General features: G+C 66.3%; 17 protein-coding genes and 2 pseudogenes. 10 read left to right on the top strand and 9 right to left on the bottom strand.

Features of this window, described 5'->3' with window-relative positions; genetic code table 11:
• Positions 1 to 192: 192 nt before the first annotated feature.
• Positions 193 to 960, bottom strand: a complete 768-nt coding sequence (locus tag PSK12I2_RS0105740) for an FCD domain-containing protein (RefSeq protein WP_027597638.1) — start codon at positions 958 to 960, stop codon at positions 193 to 195.
• A 221-nt stretch (positions 961 to 1,181) separates the two neighbouring features.
• Here PSK12I2_RS0105740 and PSK12I2_RS0105735 point away from each other — a divergent pair, with 221 nt between their 5' ends.
• The 4 genes from PSK12I2_RS0105735 to PSK12I2_RS0105720 all read left to right on the top strand — a co-directional run bounded on the left by PSK12I2_RS0105735 (position 1,182) and on the right by PSK12I2_RS0105720 (position 5,893).
• A complete protein-coding gene (locus PSK12I2_RS0105735; RefSeq protein WP_027597637.1) occupies positions 1,182 to 2,879 on the top strand; it encodes a lactate permease LctP family transporter in 1,698 nt (565 codons plus the stop codon).
• 73 nt (positions 2,880 to 2,952) lie between these two features.
• A complete protein-coding gene (locus tag PSK12I2_RS0105730; protein WP_027597636.1) occupies positions 2,953 to 3,777 on the top strand; it encodes a (Fe-S)-binding protein in 825 nt (274 codons plus the stop codon).
• Positions 3,774 to 5,228: a LutB/LldF family L-lactate oxidation iron-sulfur protein gene (locus tag PSK12I2_RS0105725; protein ID WP_027597635.1), complete on the top strand. Its 1,455-nt coding sequence runs from the start codon at positions 3,774 to 3,776 to the stop codon at positions 5,226 to 5,228. Before PSK12I2_RS0105730 ends, PSK12I2_RS0105725 begins: the two co-directional genes overlap by 4 nt.
• Positions 5,225 to 5,893, top strand: a complete 669-nt coding sequence (locus PSK12I2_RS0105720) for a lactate utilization protein C (protein WP_027597634.1) — start codon at positions 5,225 to 5,227, stop codon at positions 5,891 to 5,893. The genes PSK12I2_RS0105725 and PSK12I2_RS0105720 overlap by 4 nt, the downstream gene beginning before the upstream one ends.
• 203 nt (positions 5,894 to 6,096) lie before the next feature.
• On the opposite strand, the gene PSK12I2_RS0105715 is transcribed toward PSK12I2_RS0105720, so the two are convergent.
• The 3 genes from PSK12I2_RS0105715 to PSK12I2_RS23730 form a co-directional block, all read right to left on the bottom strand.
• Positions 6,097 to 6,567, bottom strand: coding sequence for an MEKHLA domain-containing protein (locus PSK12I2_RS0105715; RefSeq protein ID WP_037007544.1), 471 nt, complete (start codon positions 6,565 to 6,567; stop codon positions 6,097 to 6,099).
• Positions 6,568 to 6,675: 108 nt separating this feature from the next.
• Complete coding sequence (locus PSK12I2_RS0105710; protein WP_007162793.1) at positions 6,676 to 7,797, bottom strand: YncE family protein; 1,122 nt, start codon at positions 7,795 to 7,797, stop codon at positions 6,676 to 6,678.
• Positions 7,798 to 7,899: 102 nt separating this feature from the next.
• Complete coding sequence (locus PSK12I2_RS23730) at positions 7,900 to 8,904, bottom strand: ribonuclease Z (RefSeq protein WP_037007543.1); 1,005 nt, start codon at positions 8,902 to 8,904, stop codon at positions 7,900 to 7,902.
• Between the two features lie 186 nt (positions 8,905 to 9,090).
• Between PSK12I2_RS23730 and PSK12I2_RS0105700 the strand changes: the two genes are divergently transcribed.
• A complete protein-coding gene (locus PSK12I2_RS0105700) occupies positions 9,091 to 10,335 on the top strand; it encodes an acyl-CoA dehydrogenase family protein (RefSeq protein ID WP_027597632.1) in 1,245 nt (414 codons plus the stop codon).
• A gap of 57 nt (positions 10,336 to 10,392) precedes the next feature.
• Here the strand turns inward: PSK12I2_RS0105700 and PSK12I2_RS25410 are convergent.
• Positions 10,393 to 10,788 (bottom strand): annotated as a pseudogene (locus tag PSK12I2_RS25410) (methyl-accepting chemotaxis protein); the annotation flags it as partial.
• A gap of 144 nt (positions 10,789 to 10,932) precedes the next feature.
• Positions 10,933 to 11,619 (bottom strand): annotated as a pseudogene (locus tag PSK12I2_RS25405) (PAS domain-containing protein); the annotation flags it as partial.
• Between the two features lie 301 nt (positions 11,620 to 11,920).
• On the opposite strand from PSK12I2_RS25405, the gene PSK12I2_RS0105690 reads away from it, so the two are divergent.
• The 4 genes from PSK12I2_RS0105690 to PSK12I2_RS0105675 all read left to right on the top strand — a co-directional run bounded on the left by PSK12I2_RS0105690 (position 11,921) and on the right by PSK12I2_RS0105675 (position 15,522).
• Positions 11,921 to 13,087 carry an acyl-CoA dehydrogenase family protein gene (locus tag PSK12I2_RS0105690; RefSeq protein ID WP_037007542.1) on the top strand — a complete coding sequence of 389 codons (1,167 nt, stop codon included), beginning with the start codon at positions 11,921 to 11,923 and terminating at the stop codon, positions 13,085 to 13,087.
• Positions 13,088 to 13,097: 10 nt separating this feature from the next.
• Positions 13,098 to 14,183, top strand: coding sequence for a sigma-54-dependent Fis family transcriptional regulator (locus tag PSK12I2_RS0105685; RefSeq protein WP_027597629.1), 1,086 nt, complete (start codon positions 13,098 to 13,100; stop codon positions 14,181 to 14,183).
• Positions 14,184 to 14,260: 77 nt separating this feature from the next.
• Positions 14,261 to 15,121, top strand: a complete 861-nt coding sequence (locus tag PSK12I2_RS0105680; RefSeq protein ID WP_027597628.1) for a pirin family protein — start codon at positions 14,261 to 14,263, stop codon at positions 15,119 to 15,121.
• 59 nt (positions 15,122 to 15,180) lie between these two features.
• Positions 15,181 to 15,522: an FKBP-type peptidyl-prolyl cis-trans isomerase gene (locus PSK12I2_RS0105675; protein ID WP_027597627.1), complete on the top strand. Its 342-nt coding sequence runs from the start codon at positions 15,181 to 15,183 to the stop codon at positions 15,520 to 15,522.
• A gap of 13 nt (positions 15,523 to 15,535) precedes the next feature.
• Here PSK12I2_RS0105675 and PSK12I2_RS0105670 read toward each other — a convergent pair whose 3' ends face one another.
• Positions 15,536 to 15,724, bottom strand: a complete 189-nt coding sequence (locus PSK12I2_RS0105670) for a hypothetical protein (RefSeq protein ID WP_027597626.1) — start codon at positions 15,722 to 15,724, stop codon at positions 15,536 to 15,538.
• 224 nt (positions 15,725 to 15,948) lie between these two features.
• The gene (locus PSK12I2_RS23725; RefSeq protein ID WP_037007541.1) at positions 15,949 to 18,633 is read right to left on the bottom strand and encodes a glycoside hydrolase family 5 protein; all 2,685 of its coding nucleotides are present in this window, start codon (positions 18,631 to 18,633) and stop codon (positions 15,949 to 15,951) included.
• Positions 18,634 to 19,075: 442 nt separating this feature from the next.
• Between PSK12I2_RS23725 and xth the strand changes: the two genes are divergently transcribed.
• Positions 19,076 to 19,864: an exodeoxyribonuclease III gene (gene xth / locus PSK12I2_RS0105655; RefSeq protein WP_027597625.1), complete on the top strand. Its 789-nt coding sequence runs from the start codon at positions 19,076 to 19,078 to the stop codon at positions 19,862 to 19,864.
• A 6-nt stretch (positions 19,865 to 19,870) separates the two neighbouring features.
• Here the strand turns inward: xth and PSK12I2_RS0105650 are convergent, their stop codons facing one another.
• The gene (locus PSK12I2_RS0105650) at positions 19,871 to 20,263 is read right to left on the bottom strand and encodes a hypothetical protein (protein ID WP_027597624.1); all 393 of its coding nucleotides are present in this window, start codon (positions 20,261 to 20,263) and stop codon (positions 19,871 to 19,873) included.
• Between the last annotated feature and the right edge of the window lie 80 nt (positions 20,264 to 20,343).

Genomic DNA, 20,343 nt, shown 5'->3' with positions numbered 1-20,343 from the left:
CAGGAGTGAAGGTAAGGTCGACGAGCGAGGGCGAAGAAGAGGCGTGTTCCACAGGAGGGTACCGGTCTAGACGCCAGCGAAGGCGGGAAGGTGTGACCGGGTTATCAGCTCTGGAACGCTAAACTTTAGCCGCGGACGCTCAATTTATGCTACTAGCATAATGACATCATGATATTTCACGCCAGATTTTTTTTAGAGCTCATCGCGCCGTTTGGCCCGTGCTAGACGGCCTGCCATGGCGCCGGCCTCCTCCAGAACCTCTCTCACATAGCCCAGATGGCGGCTCGCCGCCTCGCGTGCATTCTCCGCTTCCCCCGCAACAATCGCCTGGTACAGCGCCCGGTGTTGCTCCAGCAGCCGCTCGCGAGTCTCACCCCGTTGGGCGTGCATCCCGCCGATGTTGGTCACCATGTGGTGGCGTAGCAATTCGAACAGGCTGCGGATGCTGTGCAGGTAAACGGCGTTGTGACTGGCCTCGGCGATGGCCAGGTGAAAGGCCGCGTCGGCCTCGCCCTCCTCTTCCCGGGTCAGGGTCTCGCGCCGGCGGTAGCAGTCCTCCAGGCGCTCCCAGGCCAGGGTCAGCCGCGCCAGGTCCGGCTCGGTGGCGCGCTGGGCGGCGTAGTAGGCGCAGGCGCTTTCCAGGGTGTGGCGAAATTCCAGCAGATCGCGGCGGGTTTCCTCGCGGCTTTCCAGCAGCGGCAGCAGGGGATCGGTGAAGGCGCTGTTGAGCGCCTCGGTGACATAGGTACCGCCGCCCTGCCGGCTGAGCAGCAGGCCGCGCGCGATCAGCTTCTGGATGGCTTCGCGCAGCGAGGGTCGCGACACCCCGAAGCGCTCGGCCAGCACCCGCTCGGCCGGCAGGCGCTCGCCAGGGCGCAGCGAGCCTTCGGCGATCAGCGCCTCCAGGTGCTTGACGATGTCGTCGGACAGACGACGTTGCTTGACCGGTTCGAACCCCATGAAAAACCTCGAAAAATGCTGCGGACAGCAGCGGCCGTCCGCCAGGCGGAAGAGCTGGGCCGACGAAAGTCGCACATCAAGGGGTTTGACAGGCACAAAGACCCCGCTTAACGTGCGTGAAGTCGCCCTTGTAAATTGGTCTTACCAATTTTTGCCACAGGTCGCGATCTTGTGCAACCCCGTCCTGCCGCCTCCCTACAAAAACAATCAAGGAGCACCCGATGGAAACCTGGCAACAGATCTATCTCCCCCTTGGCAGCCTGGGCCTTTCGGCCTTCGTCGCCGCCTTGCCCATTCTGTTCTTCTTCGTCGCCCTCGCCGGCCTGCGGCTCAAGGGCCATGTGGCGGGCGCCATCACCCTGGCGATCGCCCTGCTCATCGCCCTGTTCGTCTATCGCATGCCGGTGGACAAGGCGCTGGCCTCGGCCGGCTACGGTTTCCTCTACGGCCTCTGGCCCATCGCCTGGATCATCGTCACGGCGGTGTTCCTCTACAAGCTGACGGTCAAGTGCGGCCAGTTCGACATCATCCGCAGCTCGGTGCTGTCGATCACCGACGATCAACGCCTGCAGGTGCTGCTGATCGGCTTCTGCTTCGGCGCCTTCCTGGAAGGTGCGGCCGGTTTCGGCGCGCCGGTGGCCATCACCGCCGCGCTGCTGGTGGGCCTGGGCCACAATCCGCTGAAGGCGGCCGGGCTCTGCCTGATCGCCAACACCGCGCCGGTGGCCTTCGGCGCCCTGGGCATCCCGACCATCGTCGCTGGCCAGGTGACCGGCATCGACGCCTTCAAGATCGGCGCCATGACCGGCCGCCAGCTGCCGCTGCTGTCGCTGCTGGTGCCGCTGTGGCTGATGTTCATGATGGACGGCATGCGCGGCCTGCGGGAAACCTGGAAGCCGGCGCTGATCTGCGGCGGCACCTTTGCCGTGTTCCAGTACCTGACCTCCAACTTCATCGGTCCGGAACTGCCCGACATCACCTCGTCGCTGGCCGCCATGATCGCCCTCACCGGCTATCTCAAGCTGCGCCAGCCGCAGCACGCTACCGCGGGTGCGACTGCAGTGGTCGCTGGCGGTGGCGGCGCCGCCATGCTGGGCGGCGGCGCGGGCTTCGGCAGTGGCGGTCGCCTGCCGCCCGAGCATTCGCTGGGCATCGTGATCAAGGCCTGGTCGCCGTTCCTGATCCTGACCGTGGTGGTGACGATCTGGACCACCAAGGCCTTCAAGGCGCTGTTCGCCAGCGGTGGTGCCCTCTATGCCCTGGTGATCAACGTGCCAGTGCCCTACCTGGACAAGCTGGTGCTCAAGACGCTGCCGATCGTGGCCACCCCGACGCCCATGCCGGCGGTCTACAAGCTCGACCTGCTGTCCGCTTCGGGCACGGCGATCCTGATCTCGGCGCTGATCTCCATGGCCATCTTCCGCATCAAGCCCTCGACCGCCTTGGGCGTGTTCAAGGAAACCCTGGTGGAGTTGCGCAAGCCGATCCTGTCCATCGGACTGGTGCTGGCCTTCGCCTTCGTCGTCAACTACTCGGGCATGTCCACCACCCTGGCCCTGCTGCTGGCCGGTACCGGCGCGCTGTTCCCCTTCTTCTCGCCGCTGCTGGGCTGGCTGGGGGTATTCCTGACCGGTTCGGATACCTCGTCCAACGCCCTGTTCGGCTCGCTGCAGGCGACCACCGCGCACCAGATCGGTGTTTCCGACACCCTGCTGGTGGCGGCCAACAGCTCCGGCGGCGTGACCGGCAAGATGATCTCGCCGCAATCCATCGCCGTGGCCTGCGCCGCTACCGGCATGGTGGGCAAGGAATCCGACCTGTTCCGCTTCACCGTGCGCCACAGCATCGGCTTCGCCGTGCTGGTCGGGTTGATCACCCTGGCGCAGGCCTATGTGTTCACCGGCATGCTGGTGCACTGATCACGCGGTTCCCGGCGGCGGTTCAGGCCGTCGCCGGTCCTCTTATTACCGGGCCAACCCGGAGTGACGCCTGATGAACGATCTTTTCTACAACGCCGCCCCCAACGTCACCCGCACCGCGCCACCGCTGGCGCCGCCGCGGACCTATCCGCAGCAGAAGCCGACCCAGGTGTATCTGTTCGGCACCTGCGTGGTGGACCTCTTCTATCCCGAAGCCGGCATGGACAGCATCCGCCTGCTGGAGCGCGAAGGCCTGCGCGTGCATTTCCCCCAGGCGCAGAGTTGCTGCGGCCAGCCGGCCTACACCTCGGGCTACACCGAGGAGGCCCGCGCCGTGGCGCGCACCCAGCTGGCGCTGTTCGCCGAGCCCTGGCCGGTGGTGGTGCCTTCCGGCTCCTGCGCCGGCATGCTGCGCCATCACTATGCCGAGCTGTTCGCCGACGAACCCGAGACCCTGCGTCAGGTGCAGGATCTGGCCGAGCGCACCTACGAGCTCGCGGAATTCCTGCTGCACGTCTGCCAGGTCGACTACCAGGATCGCGGCGCTCCGACCAAGGTGGCGCTGCACACCTCCTGCAGCGCCCGCCGCGAGATGCAGACCCACCTGCACGGCCGCGCCCTGCTCGGCCAGCTAGAGGCCGTGGAGCGTGTCGACCATGACCACGAAAGCGAATGCTGCGGCTTTGGCGGCACCTTCTCGGTGCGGATGCCGGACATCTCCGGTGCCATGGTGGCGGACAAGACCCGTGCCCTGCAGGACAGCGGCGCGGCCCAGGTGCTCACCGCCGACTGCGGGTGCCTGATGAACATCAACGGCGCCCTGGAAAAGCAGCGCGCCGCCCTGCGTGGCGAACACCTGGCGAGCTTTCTCTGGCGCCGTATCGGAGGTGCCGCATGAACGAGATGCTGAAGATCCCCCTCACCGACCTTAGCGAAGCGCCTCCCTTCAAGACCCGTGCGCGGCAGGCCCTGGGCGACGACCAGCTCAGGCGCAACTTCCGCACGGCCATGGATTCGCTGATGACCAAGCGCCTGGCCAGCATGAGCGATGCCGACGAGCGCGAGCGCCTGCGCGAACTGGGCAATCGCACCCGTGCCCGGGCGCTGTCCAAGCTGCCGGAGCTGCTGGAACGCCTGGAGGCCAACCTCACGCGCAATGGCGTCCAGGTGCACTGGGCCGAGACCACGGCCGAGGCCAACGCCATCGTCCAGCAGATCGCCGAGCGCCATGCGGCCAAACTGCTGATCAAGGGCAAGTCCATGGTCAGCGAAGAGATGGACATGAACCACGTCCTCGGCGCCCAGGGCATCGACTGCCTGGAGTCGGACATGGGCGAGTACATCATCCAGCTCGCCGGCGAGAAGCCGTCGCACATCATCATGCCGGCCATCCACCTCAACCGGCAGCAGGTCGGCACCCTCTTCCACGAGCATCTGGACGAGCCCTACACCACCGACGTCGACGAACTCATCCAGACCGGTCGGCGGGTGCTGCGGCAGAAATTCTTCGAGGCCGACATCGGCATCTCCGGGGTCAATTTCGCCGTCGCCGAGACCGGCACCCTGCTGCTGGTGGAAAACGAGGGCAATGGGCGAATGTCCACCACGGTGCCGCCGGTGCACATCGCCGTGACCGGCATCGAGAAGGTGGTGGAGAATCTGCGCGACGTGGTGCCGCTGCTGTCGCTGCTGACCCGCTCCGCCCTGGGCCAGCCGATCACCACCTACGTCAACATGATCTCCGGTCCGCGCAAGGCCGGGGAACTGGACGGCCCGCGCGAGGTGCACCTGGTGCTGCTGGACAATGGTCGCAGCCAGGCCTTCGCCGACAGCGAATTGCGCCAGACCCTCAACTGCATCCGCTGCGGCGCCTGCATGAATCACTGCCCGGTCTATACCCGCATTGGCGGCCACGCCTATGGCGAGGTCTATCCCGGCCCCATCGGCGCCATCATCACCCCGCACCTGGTCGGCCTGGAGCGCGCACCGGATCATCCCAGCGCCTCCTCGCTGTGTGGCGCCTGCGGCGAGGTCTGCCCGGTCAAGATCCCGATTCCGGCGCTGTTGCGGCGATTGCGCGAAGAGAACGTCAAGGCCCCCGAAGCCGAGCCGCACCTGCTGCGCGGCCAGGGCAGCAAGTTCTCCGCCCGGGAGCGCTGGACCTGGCACGCCTGGCAGAACCTCTACACCTCGCCGCTGCTCTACCGTGGCTTCAGCTACCTGGCCACCCGCTTCGGCCGCTTCACCCCGGGCCAGCTCGGCCCCTGGACGGAACACCACAGCGCGCCCAGGCCGGCATCCCGCTCGCTGCACGAATTGGCCCGCGAACACCTGGAGAAACGCCCATGAGCGCCCGCGACAACATCCTCGCCAAGCTGCGCGGCAGTCTGCAGGGCACCCAGCCGCTGGCGGACACCTTCGACGAAGCCCTGGTGACCGAACCCTGGCGCTATCCGCCTGAAGAACGCGTCGCCCGCCTGCGTACCCTGATGGAAACGGTGCATACCGAAACCCATTTGACCACCGCGGCGGACTGGCCGACGCTGGTCGAGCGCATCCTCGCCGAACGGGGGCTGGACCAACTGCTGATCGCCCCCGGCACGCCCCACGGCGCGCGCCTGGTGGAGCGCTGGCAGGGCGACGGCTCACCGCGCTGGAAGGCCTATGATCGCCCCGTGGAAGAATGGAAGGCCGAGCTGTTCAACGACACCCCGGCCAGCCTCACCGGCACCCTGGGCGCCCTGGCCGCCACCGGCAGCCTGGTGCTCTGGCCGGATCGCCAGGAGCCGCGCCTGATGAGCCTGGTGCCCCCGCTGCACATCGCCCTGCTCAGGGCCAGCACCGTGGTGGACAACTTCTACGAGTTGCAGCAACAACACCGCTGGCAGGACGGCATGCCGACCAACGCCTTGCTGATCTCCGGGCCATCCAAGACCGCCGACATCGAACAGGTGCTGGCCTATGGCGCCCACGGGCCCAAGGATCTGGTGGTGCTGATCGTCGAGGATGAGTGAGGGTTGTGGTCCCCCTCACCCCAACCCTCTCCCTCAGGGAGAGGGGGCCAACTTGGTGAAGCGTGGGAATCCGGCGTCAACCTCTGCGTGGAAAACGCTACGCGGTTTTCCACCCTACGGCGGGGGCATGCGTAGGGTGACAACGGCGCAGCCTTGTCCACGAATTCGATCTTCCGCGCGCAGCCGAGCCCAACGATCCGGCCTCACTCCACCTGCCCGATCCGCTGCGGATCCGGCCAGAACAGCGCCGCCTGCCCCCGCCGCGTACCTTCGGGATCGATCAGATTCCACACCACCCCCGCATGGATCTGGAAGGCCTCTCCCGCCTTGTCGACGCGCCAGCCTTCGTAGCCTGAGGCATAGCCCTGGCGCCCCACCGCCTCCATCAGGCGCTGTCGCTCGTCGCGGTCCCTGGGCGAGGCGCTGTAACGCGAAGGCATGCCGATGAATTGGGCGCGGGGATAGCCGAAGCAGCTCAGCGCCTGCCGGTTGGCGTAGCAGAACAGCGGATCGCTCTCGGTACCGTGGGCCAGCAGGGCATAGGGTGCCTGCTCGTGCAACCAGGCAGGGACGTCGGCCTCAGGCAAGCCGACAGGACGCGGCAGCGGCTGACCGAGCCAGTGGCGGTAGGAGGCGTCCAGCAGCGGCAGCAGGCTGAGATCGGTGGCGGACAAGGCGGCGGCTCCTGGGTGGGGGGACCCCCGCATTCAAGAGCAAGCCGGCGGACTTGGGAAGCCCGGGGCCACCGCAGCAGGACGCTGCGGCAGCCCGGGCGGCGCGGTTTACTTCACCGCGGAGAGGTCGATGCGCACCACGCTTTCCGGCGCGGTGTTCATGTATTCCTTGTCGAAGGGGGTCTTCACCGTCGCATACAGCGTCTGGCCATCCGGGCTGACCAGCAGGCTGTTGGGATTGGGCTTGAGGTCGTAGGCCTTCTTCTCGGCGTAGGTGGTGGCGTCGAGGATCAGCAAGCGACCGGTCTCGCGCTGGGTGATGTACAGCTCGTTGCGGGTGGTGTTGAGCTTGATGGCCAGGGCGTCGCCCACCGGCAGGCGCTTGATCACCTTGCCGCTACGAATATCGAAGACCAGCACGGTCTTGGCTTCGGAGTTGTCGGTCACGAACAGCTGGTGGTTCGCGCGATCCTCGGCCAGGTTCAGCAAGAGGTACTTGCCGCCATCGCCCGGCGTCCAGCGGTGCTCGATCTTGCGGGTGCGCGGATTGATCACCAGCACTTCGCCGCTGCCGTTGGCCGCATAGAGGCGCCCGGTGTCCTCGGAGTACAGCAGGCCGGTCACCCACTTGCCGGCATTGGGAATGCGCGCCTTGAGGGTCAGGGTCTTGGCGTCCACCACCCAGATCACGCCCGGATCGCCGACCCCGCCGACGTAAAGCAAGCCGTCGTGGAGAATGACCTGGCGCGGATTGACCGGATGGCCGTCACGCCCCATCTCGTTGAATTTCAGCCGCTTCTCCACCTTGCCGGTGCGCAGGTCGATACGGCTGAGGCCGCCGTCCAGGGAGTTGGTGACGAACAGCGTCTCGCCACTGGCATCGGTGGTCAGGGCGAAGTTCTTCAGATCGGTGTGGATCTGGCCGGTGATGGCCAGGGTGGCCGGATCCAGCTGATAGATCACCCCACCGGTGACGCCCTTGGTCAACTGGGCGGTCGCCGCATAGACCGACTGCTTGGCCGGGCTGTAGGCCAGCTCATAGACGCCGTAGCCCAGTTCGATGCGCTTGAGTTCGGCCGGTGCCTGGGGCGCGGCCGGTTGCGCGGCGACGGGCGCCGGCGCGGGTGGCGGTGGCGTCGGTGCCTCCGGGCGATTGGAACAGGCTGCCACTGCCAGGGACAGCAGCGCCATGGCGCCCAGCGTCGAGACCTTGTTGAAAGACACCGCCATTTGCTTCTCCTAGGGACGAGGTGCGAGGGATCGAATCGATCCTGGAATGATAAACGTTCGCACTATGCCCAAGGCGCAAAGGTCAGACAAGACCGAAAGAGTTCAAATTCCTATCGGGTTCCGGTCGTCAGCCCCTGCCCCACCGCTCTGGTCCAGGGCTTTCAGCCGGCCCTGGCGATCCAGGCGAAAGCGCGCGAAATCCTCGGCCAGCTGCAGGTTGCCGCGGTAACAGGCCGCGGCCTCCTGGCGCAGGTCGTCGATGGACGGCGAACGCCCCGCCTCGGCCTGGTAGCGCGGACTGAAATGGGTGAGCAGCAGGGCCGGCAGCGCCTGCGCCTCGGCGAAACGGGCGACGCCCGCCGCGCTGCTGTGGCCCCAGCTCTGCCCGGTCTTGTCGATCTGCGCCTGAGCATAGGTGGCTTCATGGACCAGCAGCTGAGCGCCCCGGCAGGCCTCTGTCAGCAAGGCGGGCGCGTCGTTGTCCCCCGCCACCACCAGCCGTCGTTCGCCATGGGCCGCCTGCAGGAAGTCGGCGCTGCGCAGCAGGCGGCCTTCGTGCAGCACATCCTCGCCGCCATGCAGCCGGCCCCACAGCGGGCCACGCGGCACCCCGGCAGCCGCCAGGGCCGCGGGATCGAGGCGCTGCGGCCGGCGGGTCTCGCGGAAGCGAAAGGCGTGACTGAGCACCCGGTGGGAAAGCGCGAAGGCGTCGATATCCCAGGCCCCGACGGAGACGCCCGCGAAATCTTCCAGGGCGTGGAAGCGCAGTTCGAAGGGCAGGTGCAGCGCGGTCAGCGCCTGGGTGGCGGCGAGCCAGTCCGCCACCGCCTGGGGCGCGACCAGCACCAGCGGCTGGCTGCGTCCGCTCATGGCGGCGCTGGCCAACAGCCCCGGCAGGCCATAGCAGTGGTCGCCATGGACATGGGTGATGCAGATGGCGCGCAGATCCGTGGCCGACAAGGGGGTACGCAGCAGCTGGTGCTGGGTCGCCTCGCCGCAATCGACGAGAAACCAGCCCCTGCCCTGGTCCTCGATCAGGGCCAGGGCGGAGACATTGCGCCGCCGGGTCGGCACCCCGGCCGAGGTGCCGAGAAACAGGAGGTCCATGGGGGCTCCGGGCAAAAGCTCAGTCTAGCGCGGCCACCCCACTGTCGCCCGGGCAACAGTGGCCAGGCACTCCTGCTGCTGGCGAGGCACCCCGGGCCCCGCAAACCCCGCGAAAACGGCCTTTCAGGCCCTGGCAGCGCTCTTGCAAAGCCTCTGGCGTCGACCTTTCAATCGCCGAGGATCACCATGAATCTGCCCGCTCGCCATCTGCCGCCCAGCCCTGCGCCCAGCCCCGACTACGAACAACTGGCCGCCCGCTTCCGTCCGCTCTTTGCGCGCATCGCCGAAGGCGCCTTGGAACGCGAACGCAACCGCACCCTGCCCTATGCGCCCGTCGCCTGGCTCAAGGACGCCGGCTTCGGCGCCGTGCGGGTACCCGTGGAATTCGGCGGCAGCGGTGCCAGCCTGCCGCAACTGGTTCGGCTGCTGATCGAGCTGGCGGCCGCCGACAGCAATCTGCCCCAGGCCCTGCGCGGCCACTTCGCCTTTGTCGAGGACCGCCTCAACGCCCATGCCAGCACCTCCCAGCGGGTCTGGTTCGAGCGCTTCGTCGCCGGCGACCTGGTGGGCAACGCCTGGACCGAGATCGGCACGGTCAAGCTCGGCGAGGTCATCACCCGGGTCAGCCAGCGGGACGGCGAATGGCGCCTCAACGGCACCAAGTACTACAGCACCGGCAGCCTGTTCGCCGACTGGATCGACGTCTATGCCCAGCGCGACGACACCGGCGGCGACGTCATCGCCGCCATCCGCACCGACCAGCCGGGCGTGCGCCAGTCCGACGACTGGGACGGCTTCGGCCAGCGCACCACCGCCAGCGGCACCTCGGTGTTCGAAAACGTACGGGTGGCGCCCGAGAATCTCATCGACTTCGCCACCCGCTTCAAGTACCAGACCGCCTTCTACCAGCTGGTGCTGCTGGCCGTGATCACCGGCAGCGGCCAGGCCGCCGTGCGCGAATTCGCTGGCGAAGTGCGCGGGCGCACGCGGGTCTACAGCCATGGCAATGCCAGCGCGGCCAGTGCCGATCCCCAGGTGCAGCAGGTGGTGGGCAAGGCCTCGGCCTTCGTCTATGCCGCCGAAGCCGCGACCCTGGCCGCCGCCGCGGCGGCCCAGGCCGCCTTCGAGGCCCGCTATGCCGGGGATGCCGCCGCCGAGCATGAAGCCAACGTGGCGGCGGAGCTGGAATCGGCCCAGGCGCAGTCGGCGGTCGCCGAGCTGGTGCTGCGGGCCACCAGTGACCTGTTCAATGCCTTGGGCGCGTCGGCCACCAGCACCCGCAAGGGGCTCGATCGACACTGGCGCAATGCCCGTACCGCCGCCTCGCACAATCCGCTGATCTACAAGGAACGCATCGTCGGCGCCTGGGCGATCGACGGCAGCGAACCGCCCTTCGTCTGGCAGATCGGCGGCGGCAGCAAGCAGGGCTGACCACCAGAATGCACAACGGCAACCCTGGGGTTGCCGTTGTGCATTCAGCGCGCCGGATCAGTTCGACAGCTGGCGGGCGAACCGTCCCACGGCGCCGACCACTCGCTGGGCGCCGTCCTGGATCTCCACGATCACCTGGCCGGCCTGCCCCGCCAGTTCCAGGCCCTGCTCGGCCTGGCGCCGACCGTTCTCGATCACCGTCACCGCCTCGCCGGCCAGTTGCTGGTTCTGCTGCACCACTCCGACGATCTCCTCGGTCGCCTTGCTGGTGCGCGAGGCCAGTTGCCTGACCTCGTCAGCCACCACGGCGAAACCACGACCCTGCTCACCGGCCCGGGCCGCCTCGATGGCCGCGTTGAGCGCCAGCAGGTTGGTCTGTTCGGCGATGCCGCTGATGGTCTTGATGATGGTCCCGATCACCTGGGACTGGTTGTCCAGCGCCTCGATGCCCTTCACCGCTTCCTGCATCTGGGTGGCCAGGGCGCGCATCACCTCCACCGTCTGCTGCGCCACCGCCGCGCCCTTGCGGGCCGTGTCGTCGGTGTGCCGGGAGGTCTCGAAGGCTACGCTGGCGGCTTCGGACACCGCCTGCTCCTGCTGGACCTGGTCGGTGATCACGGTGGCGAACTTGACCACCTTGTACAGCCGGTCATGGGCATCGATCACCGGGTTGTAGGAGGCTTCCAGCCAGACGTCGCGGCCATGGGCATCCAGGCGCTTGAAGCGATCCACGACGAATTCGCCGCGACGCAGGCGCGCCCAGAATTGCTCGTAGGCCTCGGAATTGGCCTCGGCCGGCTCGCAGAACAGCCGGTGGTGCTTGCCCTTGATCTGCGCCAGGGAATAACCCATGGCCTGCAGGAATCTGTCGTTGGCATCGAGCACCTCGCCCTGGAGGTTGAACTCGATGACCGCCGTGGAACGGCGCAGCGCCTTGAGCAGGCTTTCGTGCTCGCGCGAGGTCTCGATGGTTCGCGTCAGGTTGTTGCAGAACAGTCGGAAGCGCGTCACCTGGCCCTGGCTGTCATGGAAGGGGTGCAGGATGCCGCGCAACCAGGCTTCCTGACCGTCGCCACGCAAGAGATGCAGGGCACCGCTGTAGGGCTCGCCGCGGCTCAGGGCCTGCTGCAGTCGGCGGCTGTATTCCTGGTTGCGGACGTGCGCCGGAATGAGGTCCGCCAGGGGGCGTCCCAGCACATCTGCGGCGCGCACGCTCATCTCCTTTTCGAAGTTGGCGTTCACCGCGGAGATGCACCCGCGGCCATCCAGTTCCAGGCCCAGCATTTCCACGTCGAGCTCGGCCTTCAGCCGCTTGAAGGAGTCCACCTGCTCGCGGAGGCGCTGCAGTTCTTGTTTTAGGCCTTTGTTGAACATGACACGCCCCTGGTTGGGAGATTAGGTTACCGCTGTATCGACCGGGATTAGCCAGGCCTTTAATGCCGTCAGCAGGACAGTGACCAGATGTCCGGAATGAAAGATGGATGGCGGCGGGCCATTAACTAATAACAAAAAAATATTTCAACTCAGGGTTTGGCCGGCATTACGTTCTAACGCCTGTCTGCTCTCTCCATTGCAAGAGTCCCCCATGTCCGATTCCCTGCTGGACCCCCTCCCTCCCCTGCTGGAGCGCTTCGCTGCCACCGCGGCGGAACGTGATCGTCAGGGCGGCACGCCCAAGGCCGAGCGCGATGCCCTGCGCCAGAGCGGTCTCCTGGCCCTGAGCATTCCCAAGGAACTGGGCGGCCTCGGCGCCTCTTGGGAACAGACGCTGGAGGCGGTGCGGCGACTGGCCCGGGTCGACAGCTCCCTGGCCCACGTCTTCGGCTTCCATCACCTGCTGCTGGCCACCGCCCAGCTGTTCGGCCAGCCCGCGCAGTGGCGACCCTGGCTGGAGGGCACCGCGCGCGATGGTCTGTTCTGGGGGAATGCCCTCAATCCCCTGGATCGCCGTACCCTCGCCCGCCGCAGCGGCGATGCCTGGCAGGTGGATGGCCAGAAGAGCTTTTGCAGTGGCGCCCTGGATTCGGATCTGTTGCTGCTTTCCGCGCTGGAAAACGATGACAGCGGACGCCTGCTGATCGCCGTGGTACCCACCGGCCGTGCCGGCATCCAGCTGTTCGACGACTGGGACAACAACGGCCAGCGTCAGACCGACAGCGGCAGCGCGCGCTTCGACGGCGTACGGGTCGAACAACAGGAATGGCTGCTCGATCCCGGTCCGCTGAGCACCCCCTTCGCCTGCCTGCGGCCGCTGCTGGCCCAGCTGATCTTCGCCAACATCTTTCTCGGCCTGGCCGAAGGCGCCTTTGCCGAGGCGCGCCGCTACACCACCACCCAGGCGCGTCCCTGGTTCAAGTCCCCCGCCGCCAGCGCCAGCGAAGACCCCTACATCCTGCGCCACTACGGAGAATTCTGGGTGGCCCTGGAGAGCAGCCGGCTGCTGGTGGAGCGCGCCAACGGCGCCTTCGCCCAAGCCTGGCAGCAGGGCCCCGCGCTGACCGCCGCGGCACGGGGCGAACTGGCCATCGCCATCGCCACGGCCAAGGTCGCCGCCAGTCGTCACGGTCTCGATCTCGCCAGCCGTCTGTTCGAGGTGGGCGGGGCCCGCGCCACCGCCGGCGCGCTGCGCCTGGATCGCTACTGGCGCAACCTGCGCACCCAGACCCTGCACGATCCGGTCGATTACAAGCTGCACGAGCTGGGCGACTGGGCCCTCAACGACACCCTGCCCACCCCCAGTTTCTACTCCTGAGGAGCCCGCGATGACCCTGCTGACCCTGACGCGCACACCCGAGGTGCCCCGCTACCGGGCAACGGCCCAGGTGTTCGCCGATCCCAAGTCGCGCGACCTGCTCGCCCACCTGGAAAAGATCGCCCCGAGCGACGCCAGCGTGCTGGTGATCGGCGAAACCGGTACCGGCAAGGAACTGATCGCCCGGCATATCCATGCGCTGAGTCACCGCCATGCCGGCCCCTTCGTCGCCGTCAATTGCGGCGCCTTCGCCGAGAGCCTGGTCGAGGCGGAGTTGTTCGGTCATGAAAAGGGCGCCTTCACCGGCGCCCTGGCCGCGCGCGCCGGCTGGTTCGAGGAGGCCAACGGCGGCACCCTGTTTCTCGACGAGATCGGCGACCTGCCGCTGTCGGTCCAGGTGAAGCTGCTGCGCGTCCTGCAGGAGCGCGAGGTGGTGCGACTCGGCTCTCGCCGCAGCGTGCCGCTGAACGTGCGGATCATCGCCGCCACCAACGTCCCGCTGGAGCGGGCGGTGGCCGAAGGCACCTTTCGCGAAGACCTCTGGTACCGCCTCAATGTGGTCAGCCTGCCGCTGTTGCCGCTGCGCCAGCGCCAGGGCGATATCCTGCCGCTGGCCCGGCACTTCCTCCACGCCTATGCCCAGGCGCCGGTCGCCCTGACCCCGGCGGCGGAGCGACGCCTGCTGGATCACCCCTGGCCGGGCAATATCCGCGAACTGGAAAACACCCTGCAGCACGCCCTGCTGCTCAAGCCCCAGGGCCTGCTGGATGCCGGTGACCTGTCGTTCGTCCAGCGTCCCAGCCTGGTCCCGGCGGCGCCGCGCCCGACCGAGGCGGCGCCGGTGGACAGCCTGCTGACCGACGCCTTCGCCCAGTTGTTCGAAGAGCAACCGGAGGCCCTGCACGAGCGCGTCGAAGATGCCCTGGTCCGCGCCGCCTACCGCTTCTGCCATCGCAACCAGGTCCACACCGCCCGCCTGTTGGGGCTGAGCCGCAACGTCACCCGTGCCCACCTGATCCGTATCGGCGAGCTGGTGGTCAATCACCGTCGGCCGCTCGCGCCCCGGCCGGAACGCGAGGTCCGCTTTTCCATCTGAAGGGTGGCCATACCCGGCGGGGTACCGACAGGCCATGGAGCGCCTTACACTGGAGTTTTGCTCCGTGAGGCCTCCGCATGACCGCCCGTACCCTGCTGCACCGCCATCCCGCCCGGCGTGACGACATCGGCGATCTCCAGACCCGGCGACCGCTACCCGGCCCCGGCCTGCCCCATCTGGACCCCTTCCTGTTCCTCAATCACCACGGTCCCCAGGTCTATCCGCCGCACAATGCCGGTCTGCCCTTTGGTCCTCATCCCCATCGCGGCTTCGAGACGGTGACCTTCATCCTCTCCGGTTCGCTCGCCCACCGCGACAGCGGCGGCCATGAGAGCGTCATCGAAGCCGGGGGCATCCAGTGGATGACCGCGGGCAGCGGCCTGGTGCATGCCGAGCTGTCCCCCGCCGCCTTCAAGCGCGATGGTGGCGACCTGGAAATCCTGCAGCTGTGGGTCAATCTTCCGGCCCGGCTCAAGTTCACCCCTCCGGCCTACCACGGCGTTTCCGCCTCGGACCTGCCCCTGATCGAAGCCGACGACGGCCGGGTACGCCTGCACCTGGCATCGGGTAGCCATGAGGGTATCCAGGGCGCCGTGGCCACCCCGACACCCATCACCCTGATGACCGTCGAGATCGCCCCGGGTGGCCGCGTCACCCTGCCCGCCCCGGCCGGAAACTCGGTGTTCTGCTATGGCGTGCGCGGCACCGTGCAGATCGCCGGCCAGGACGAAGCGCCATGGCAGCTGTTCGAATTCGCCGATGACGGCGACCACATCGACGTCTCCAGCCGCGACGGCGCCGTGGTGCTCTATGGCCATGCGGCGCCCTTCGCCGAGCCCATCGTCGCCCACGGCCCTTTCGTGATGAACAGCGCCGAGGAGATCCGTCAGGCGATCCGCGACTACCAGGCCGGCCTGTTCGGTGACGTACCGGAGTAAGTCGCCCCGCCAGGACGCCGCGCCCAGGCTAGAATCCGGCTTTTGCCTGGAGCATGGCGATGAGTGACGAATTGCGGATAGAGGATCTGGTGGTGGGCGACGGCAAGGCGGTGGTCAAGGGCGCCCTGATCACCACCCACTACGAGGGCTGGCTGGACGACGGCACCCTGTTCGATTCCTCCCGCGCCAAGGGACGGCCCTTCCAGTGCGTCATCGGTACTGGCCGGGTGATCAAGGGCTGGGATCAGGGCCTGATGGGCATGCGGGTCGGCGGCAAGCGGCGCCTGGAGGTACCGGCGGCGCTCGCCTATGGCGAACGCCAGGTCGGAGCGCTGATCAAGCCACATGCCAACCTGAGGTTCGAAATCGAATTGCTGGAAGTCCTGACACGCGACGATTGAGGTCTGGCTGACTTCAGCTCGGCGTCTTGGTATTGCGGCGCACCAACTCGAGCTGGGCTTCGAGCACGCTCAGCCGGGCGAACTGGCGGGTGTAGATGACGAATTGCTCCTGAAAGCTCTGACGGCTCCGGGCAAGGTCCTGTCGATGACTGCGGATCTGCTCTTCAAGCGTCTGCAGCCGCTGCTGGGTGGTTTGCGTCATGGCACCTACTCCTTGTGCTTGGGGTGTCAAATGGACTCTAACCGTGCCCCGACAAGTCGAGCTATAGCCGTTCGTCGTCCCTTAGACCACCGCTGCAGAGCCGTTTCGTCTCGCGAATGCATCAGTGCAAGGCGTGAAAAGCGCATCTTTCCTCACCGAACGATCAAGAAAAAAGGCGACGAACCCGAGGAGGTTAGTCGCCTTCAGGACACACGCGGTAAAAGCTAACGCGGGCCTACCGCCGTGCAGCTGTTGCTGGCATCGACGTATTTCTTCAGCGTCGGCCACTGCGGACGCTCCACGCCATTGACCGGCTCCACCGCCAGCGCGGAAGCACCCCAGCCCGGACCGGCCGCCCAGTAGGTCAGCGGCATGCAGTTCTGCTGCAGATAGGCCAGCATATTGTCAGTGGCGGTCAGCCAGCGGCTGTCGCCTGCGGGTACGCCGAACTCGGCGATCATGCCCCGCTTGCCATTGCGCTTGAGCCATTCGACGAAGGGCTTGACCCGATTGACCCCGACCTGCGGATCGATGGTGCTCGGATTCTGGGCGGCATAGGTGCCACTGCCGTCCTCGTCGAGGTAGACGTTGGCCGCGTAGACGATGTTGTTGGCCGGATCCTTCAGATTGAGCAAGGCATTGCTCACCCCGGGCCAGTTGGCCGCGCTACCCCAGGCATTGCCCTGGACGATCACCGGGTGGGTGCGGTCCATGGTGCGAACGCCATCGATGCCGGACTGGGCCGTCACCGGCCAGCTGCTGTCGGCGCCATTGGGCTTGCCCATGATGTCATAGCCATAGAGCGCGGCATGGTTGCCCCACTGGTAGGCCAGGCGGTACATCAGATCCCAGTAGTTGAAGTTGGTGACGGTACCGGTGCCGATCAGGGTGCCCTTGTAGCGGCCGCCGTTGTCCAGCGCCAGGATCACCTTCATGTTGTACTTCTTGGCCAGCTCCAGCACCTGGGTGACCTGCTGGGTGTAGGCCCCTTCCAGGCTACCGAAGAAGCGGGTCTGCAGGCGCTCCCAGATCACCGGGAAGCGGATCAGCCGCACGCCCTTGGCGCTCCACTGCTGGAAATTCGCCTCGCCCGGCATGATGTAGTTGACGTTGAGAACCCCGGGCAGCGTCTGGGGTGCAAAGGCGGCACCCGAGAAATTCAGCCCCACCAGGTTGAGCTTGGCGCTGTTGGCGGGCGTGCCGGTCGATCCCGTGGGTGTGGTCGTCGAACCGGTGGCGGGCGTGGTGGCACCCGAGGAGCCCGTGCTGCCGGTGCCGGTCGCAGGCTTCACCTCGGCCACTGGCGTCGTCACGGCCGGCGTCGCACTGCCCGAGTTGCTGCCCGAACTGGCGCTGCCGGTGCTGCCGGTACTGCCCGTAGAGCCCGTCGTGGTCCCCGGCACCGTCGTCGGCGTGCCGGAGGTGGTGGTCCCGGTCTTCAGGGTCTTGGGATAGCCGTAGGCATTGCCATCGAGCTGCGGACTCTCGATGAAGACACTCATGTTGCTGCCGACGACCTGGGCATAGGTCACCTTGTAGCTCTTGCCATCGGCCGGCGTGATCTGCGCGCCCACCTTGAAGGCGCCCACGTTGGCCGCCGACGCCGGAATCGAGAAGCCGGCCGCCTTGCGATAGACGCCGTGCAGCCAGTCCTCGTTGGTGAAATCGTTGATCGAGGTGGTCACCCCGGTCGTGGTCGAGCCGCCGGTGTTGCCGGTGCCCGCGGAGGCGCCGGTGCCCGAGCTGCCACCGTTGTTCGAGCCGGTATTGCCGCTGGTGGAGCCACCGCTGCTGCCGGTGGAGCCGCTGGAGCCGCCCGTGGCACCGGTACCGCTGGCTGGCGTGCTGCCGGAACCACTGGCCAGCGGGCCGATGGCGGTGCAGCTGCTGTCATCGATGTACTTATTCAGGGTCGGCCACTGCGGCCGGTCGACGCCATTGATCGGCTCTACCGACAGGAAATAGTTGCCCCAACCCGGGCCGGCGGCCCAGTAGGTGGCGGGTATGCAGTTCTGCTTGAGATAGGCCAGCATCCGGTCCATCAGCGGCAGCCAGCGGGGATCGTTATCCGGCACGCCGAATTCACCGATCATGCCTTTCTTCTTGTTCTTCTTCAGCCACTCGACGAAGGGACGGACCCGCTCCACGCCATAGTCCTGGCTCAGCTTGCCGACATCGATGCCGGTGTAGTTGCCGCCGGCGCTTTCATCGAAATAGGAATGCGCCTGGAAGATCAGGTTGTCGGACGGATCCTTGAGCGCCAGCAGGGAGTCGTTCCACAGCGGCCAGCGGGTCGCTTCCGACCAGCCGTTGCCTTCGATCATGATCGGCTTGGTCTTGTCGACCGCGCGGACCCCGTTGATGCCGTACTGGGCGGCGATCGGCCACTGGGCCATGGAATCGTGGGGCTCGTTCATGATGTCGTAGGCATACAGCGAAGGCTGACTGCTCCAGCGCTGGGCGATCCGGGTCATGATCTCCTGGTAGCGGTCATAGGGAACCGCCGCGCTGCCGATCACCGATCCGCGATAGAAGGTGTAGTTGTGCAGGTCGAGGATGATGCGCATGCCGTATTTCTGCGCATTGGCGAAGGTCTGGTCCACCAGCGCCGCATAGGTCGGGTCCAGCGGACCGCCCAGCACCGGTTGCAGGCGCTCCCAGATGATCGGGAAGCGGATCAGCTTGATGCCCTTGCCGCTCCACTGCTTGAAGTAGGCCTCGACGGGAAAGATGTAGTGGGTGCCGTTGACGCCCGGCAGTACCTGGCCAGCGAAACCGGCCCCGGACAGGTTCAGGCCGACCAGATTGACCTGCTCGGCCTTGGCACCGGTAGCCAGGGTCAGGGCGGCAACGAAGGGCAGCACCTGGGCTGCTCTGCGGGAAAACTTCAGGAAGGATGGATTCATCATCACCAACTGCGCTAAATCGACAGCCCGCTCCCTGAACACTGGCCGATATGAAGTGAGAGAAGAGTCGCGCCATGTTGCCAAGCGCGACGTTGCCTCCAGGCATGTCCTGCTATACAAGCCACATGCCAATTCCATAGCGCCTGACTATGGCCACTATTTAGACATCATTGATAAGTTTCCAAAGCTACTGATTTTAAATGCTTTTCTATAACTACCGTTCATCGGCTCCGATGGGTGAATCCATTCACCACTAATCCTCAGCGCGTCGATTCAAGTCCGCCGTCAAATTTATTTCCGGAACAATCCGACAACCGACCAAAAGTTCCCGAAGGTGCCAAAAAAAGTAAGTCGCAAATTAACGTGAAACAGATCACATAAAAATGGCTGAGGAACTGCCCATATCTCGTTCGGGTCATGGCTATAACCGCTTCCGGAGCACTTCATGACCTCCCTTACCCTTGCGACCTATAACGTCAATGGCATTCGTGCCCGGTTGCCCATCCTCCTGCAGTGGCTGGAGCGGGAGCAGCCCGACATCGTCTGCCTGCAGGAACTGAAAGCGAAGTCCGCCGACTTCCCGCAGGCGGAACTGGAAGCTGCGGGCTACGGTGCGCTCTGGGACGGCCAGCCCTCCTGGAACGGGGTCGCCATCCTGGCGCGCGATGACCAGCCACTGGAGGTTCGCCGGGGCCTGCCGGGAATGACCGACGATCCCCAGCGCCGCTATCTGGAAGCCGCGGTCAAGGGCGTGGTCGTCGCCAGCCTCTATCTACCCAATGGCAATCCCTGGCCGGGCCCCAAGTTCGATTACAAGCTGGCCTGGTTCGAGCGTTTCATCGAGCATGCCCAGGGACTGATGGCGAGTGGGCATCCCGTGGTGCTGGCAGGCGACTACAACGTGGTGCCGACTGACCATGACATCTACGACCCGAAATCCTGGCGCAAGGACGCCTTGCTGCAACCCGAGAGTCGCGCCTGCTTCGAACGGCTGCTGGACCAGGGCTGGCTGGACGCCTTGCGCGCCTGCCATCCGGATGAGGCGATCTACACCTACTGGGACTATTTCCGCCAACGCTGGCAGCGCAACGCCGGTCTGCGTATCGATCATCTGTTGCTGAGTCCGGCGCTGCAGAAGTCCCTGCAGGAAGCCGGGGTGCATCGCTGGGTACGCGACCTGGAGAAGACCAGCGACCATGCGCCGACCTGGATCCGCTTCAAGGCGCCTGACTGAAGGCGTTCAAGCGTCGCGCAGCAGGTCGTTGGCGTTGAGCAGGGCGAAGAGCACTTCCGGACGCTGATTGAGACCGCGGCGCACCGCGGCCGGTATCGTCTGATGGAGCTTGCGACACAGTCCCGGGCGTGGCTGCAGCTCGATGAGCATGCCACGCGCGCTGCGTACCTCTCCCGGTCCCGGCTCGATCTCCAGCTGGATGCCGAGTTGCTCCTGCAGGCGCCGTTGCAGGCGCTGCAGATCGGTCACGCTGGTAACGTTTTCCAGGCGCTCCAGCAGTCGCTGTTCTTCCTGGCGATTGAGCAGCAGCGCCCGCGCATCGGCGGCCGGATCGGCCAGCACGGCGTCGCGCTCGCAGGTACAGACGCCAGGCGGACAGGGCGCACGCAAGGAAGCCATGTGACGTCTTTTCCTCTCGTTCCGGAGCGGCAGGATAGCGCCGATCGCCTCACTCTGACGACGGCGGTGCCGAGTGGGCG

The sequence above is a fragment of the Pseudomonas sp. MOIL14HWK12:I2 genome (genome assembly GCF_000510745.1).
Classification (GTDB): domain Bacteria; phylum Pseudomonadota; class Gammaproteobacteria; order Pseudomonadales; family Pseudomonadaceae; genus Chryseomonas; species Chryseomonas oryzihabitans.
The sequence above is the reverse complement of the archived record's forward strand: the minus strand, read 5'-3'. Positions and strand labels throughout refer to the sequence as shown.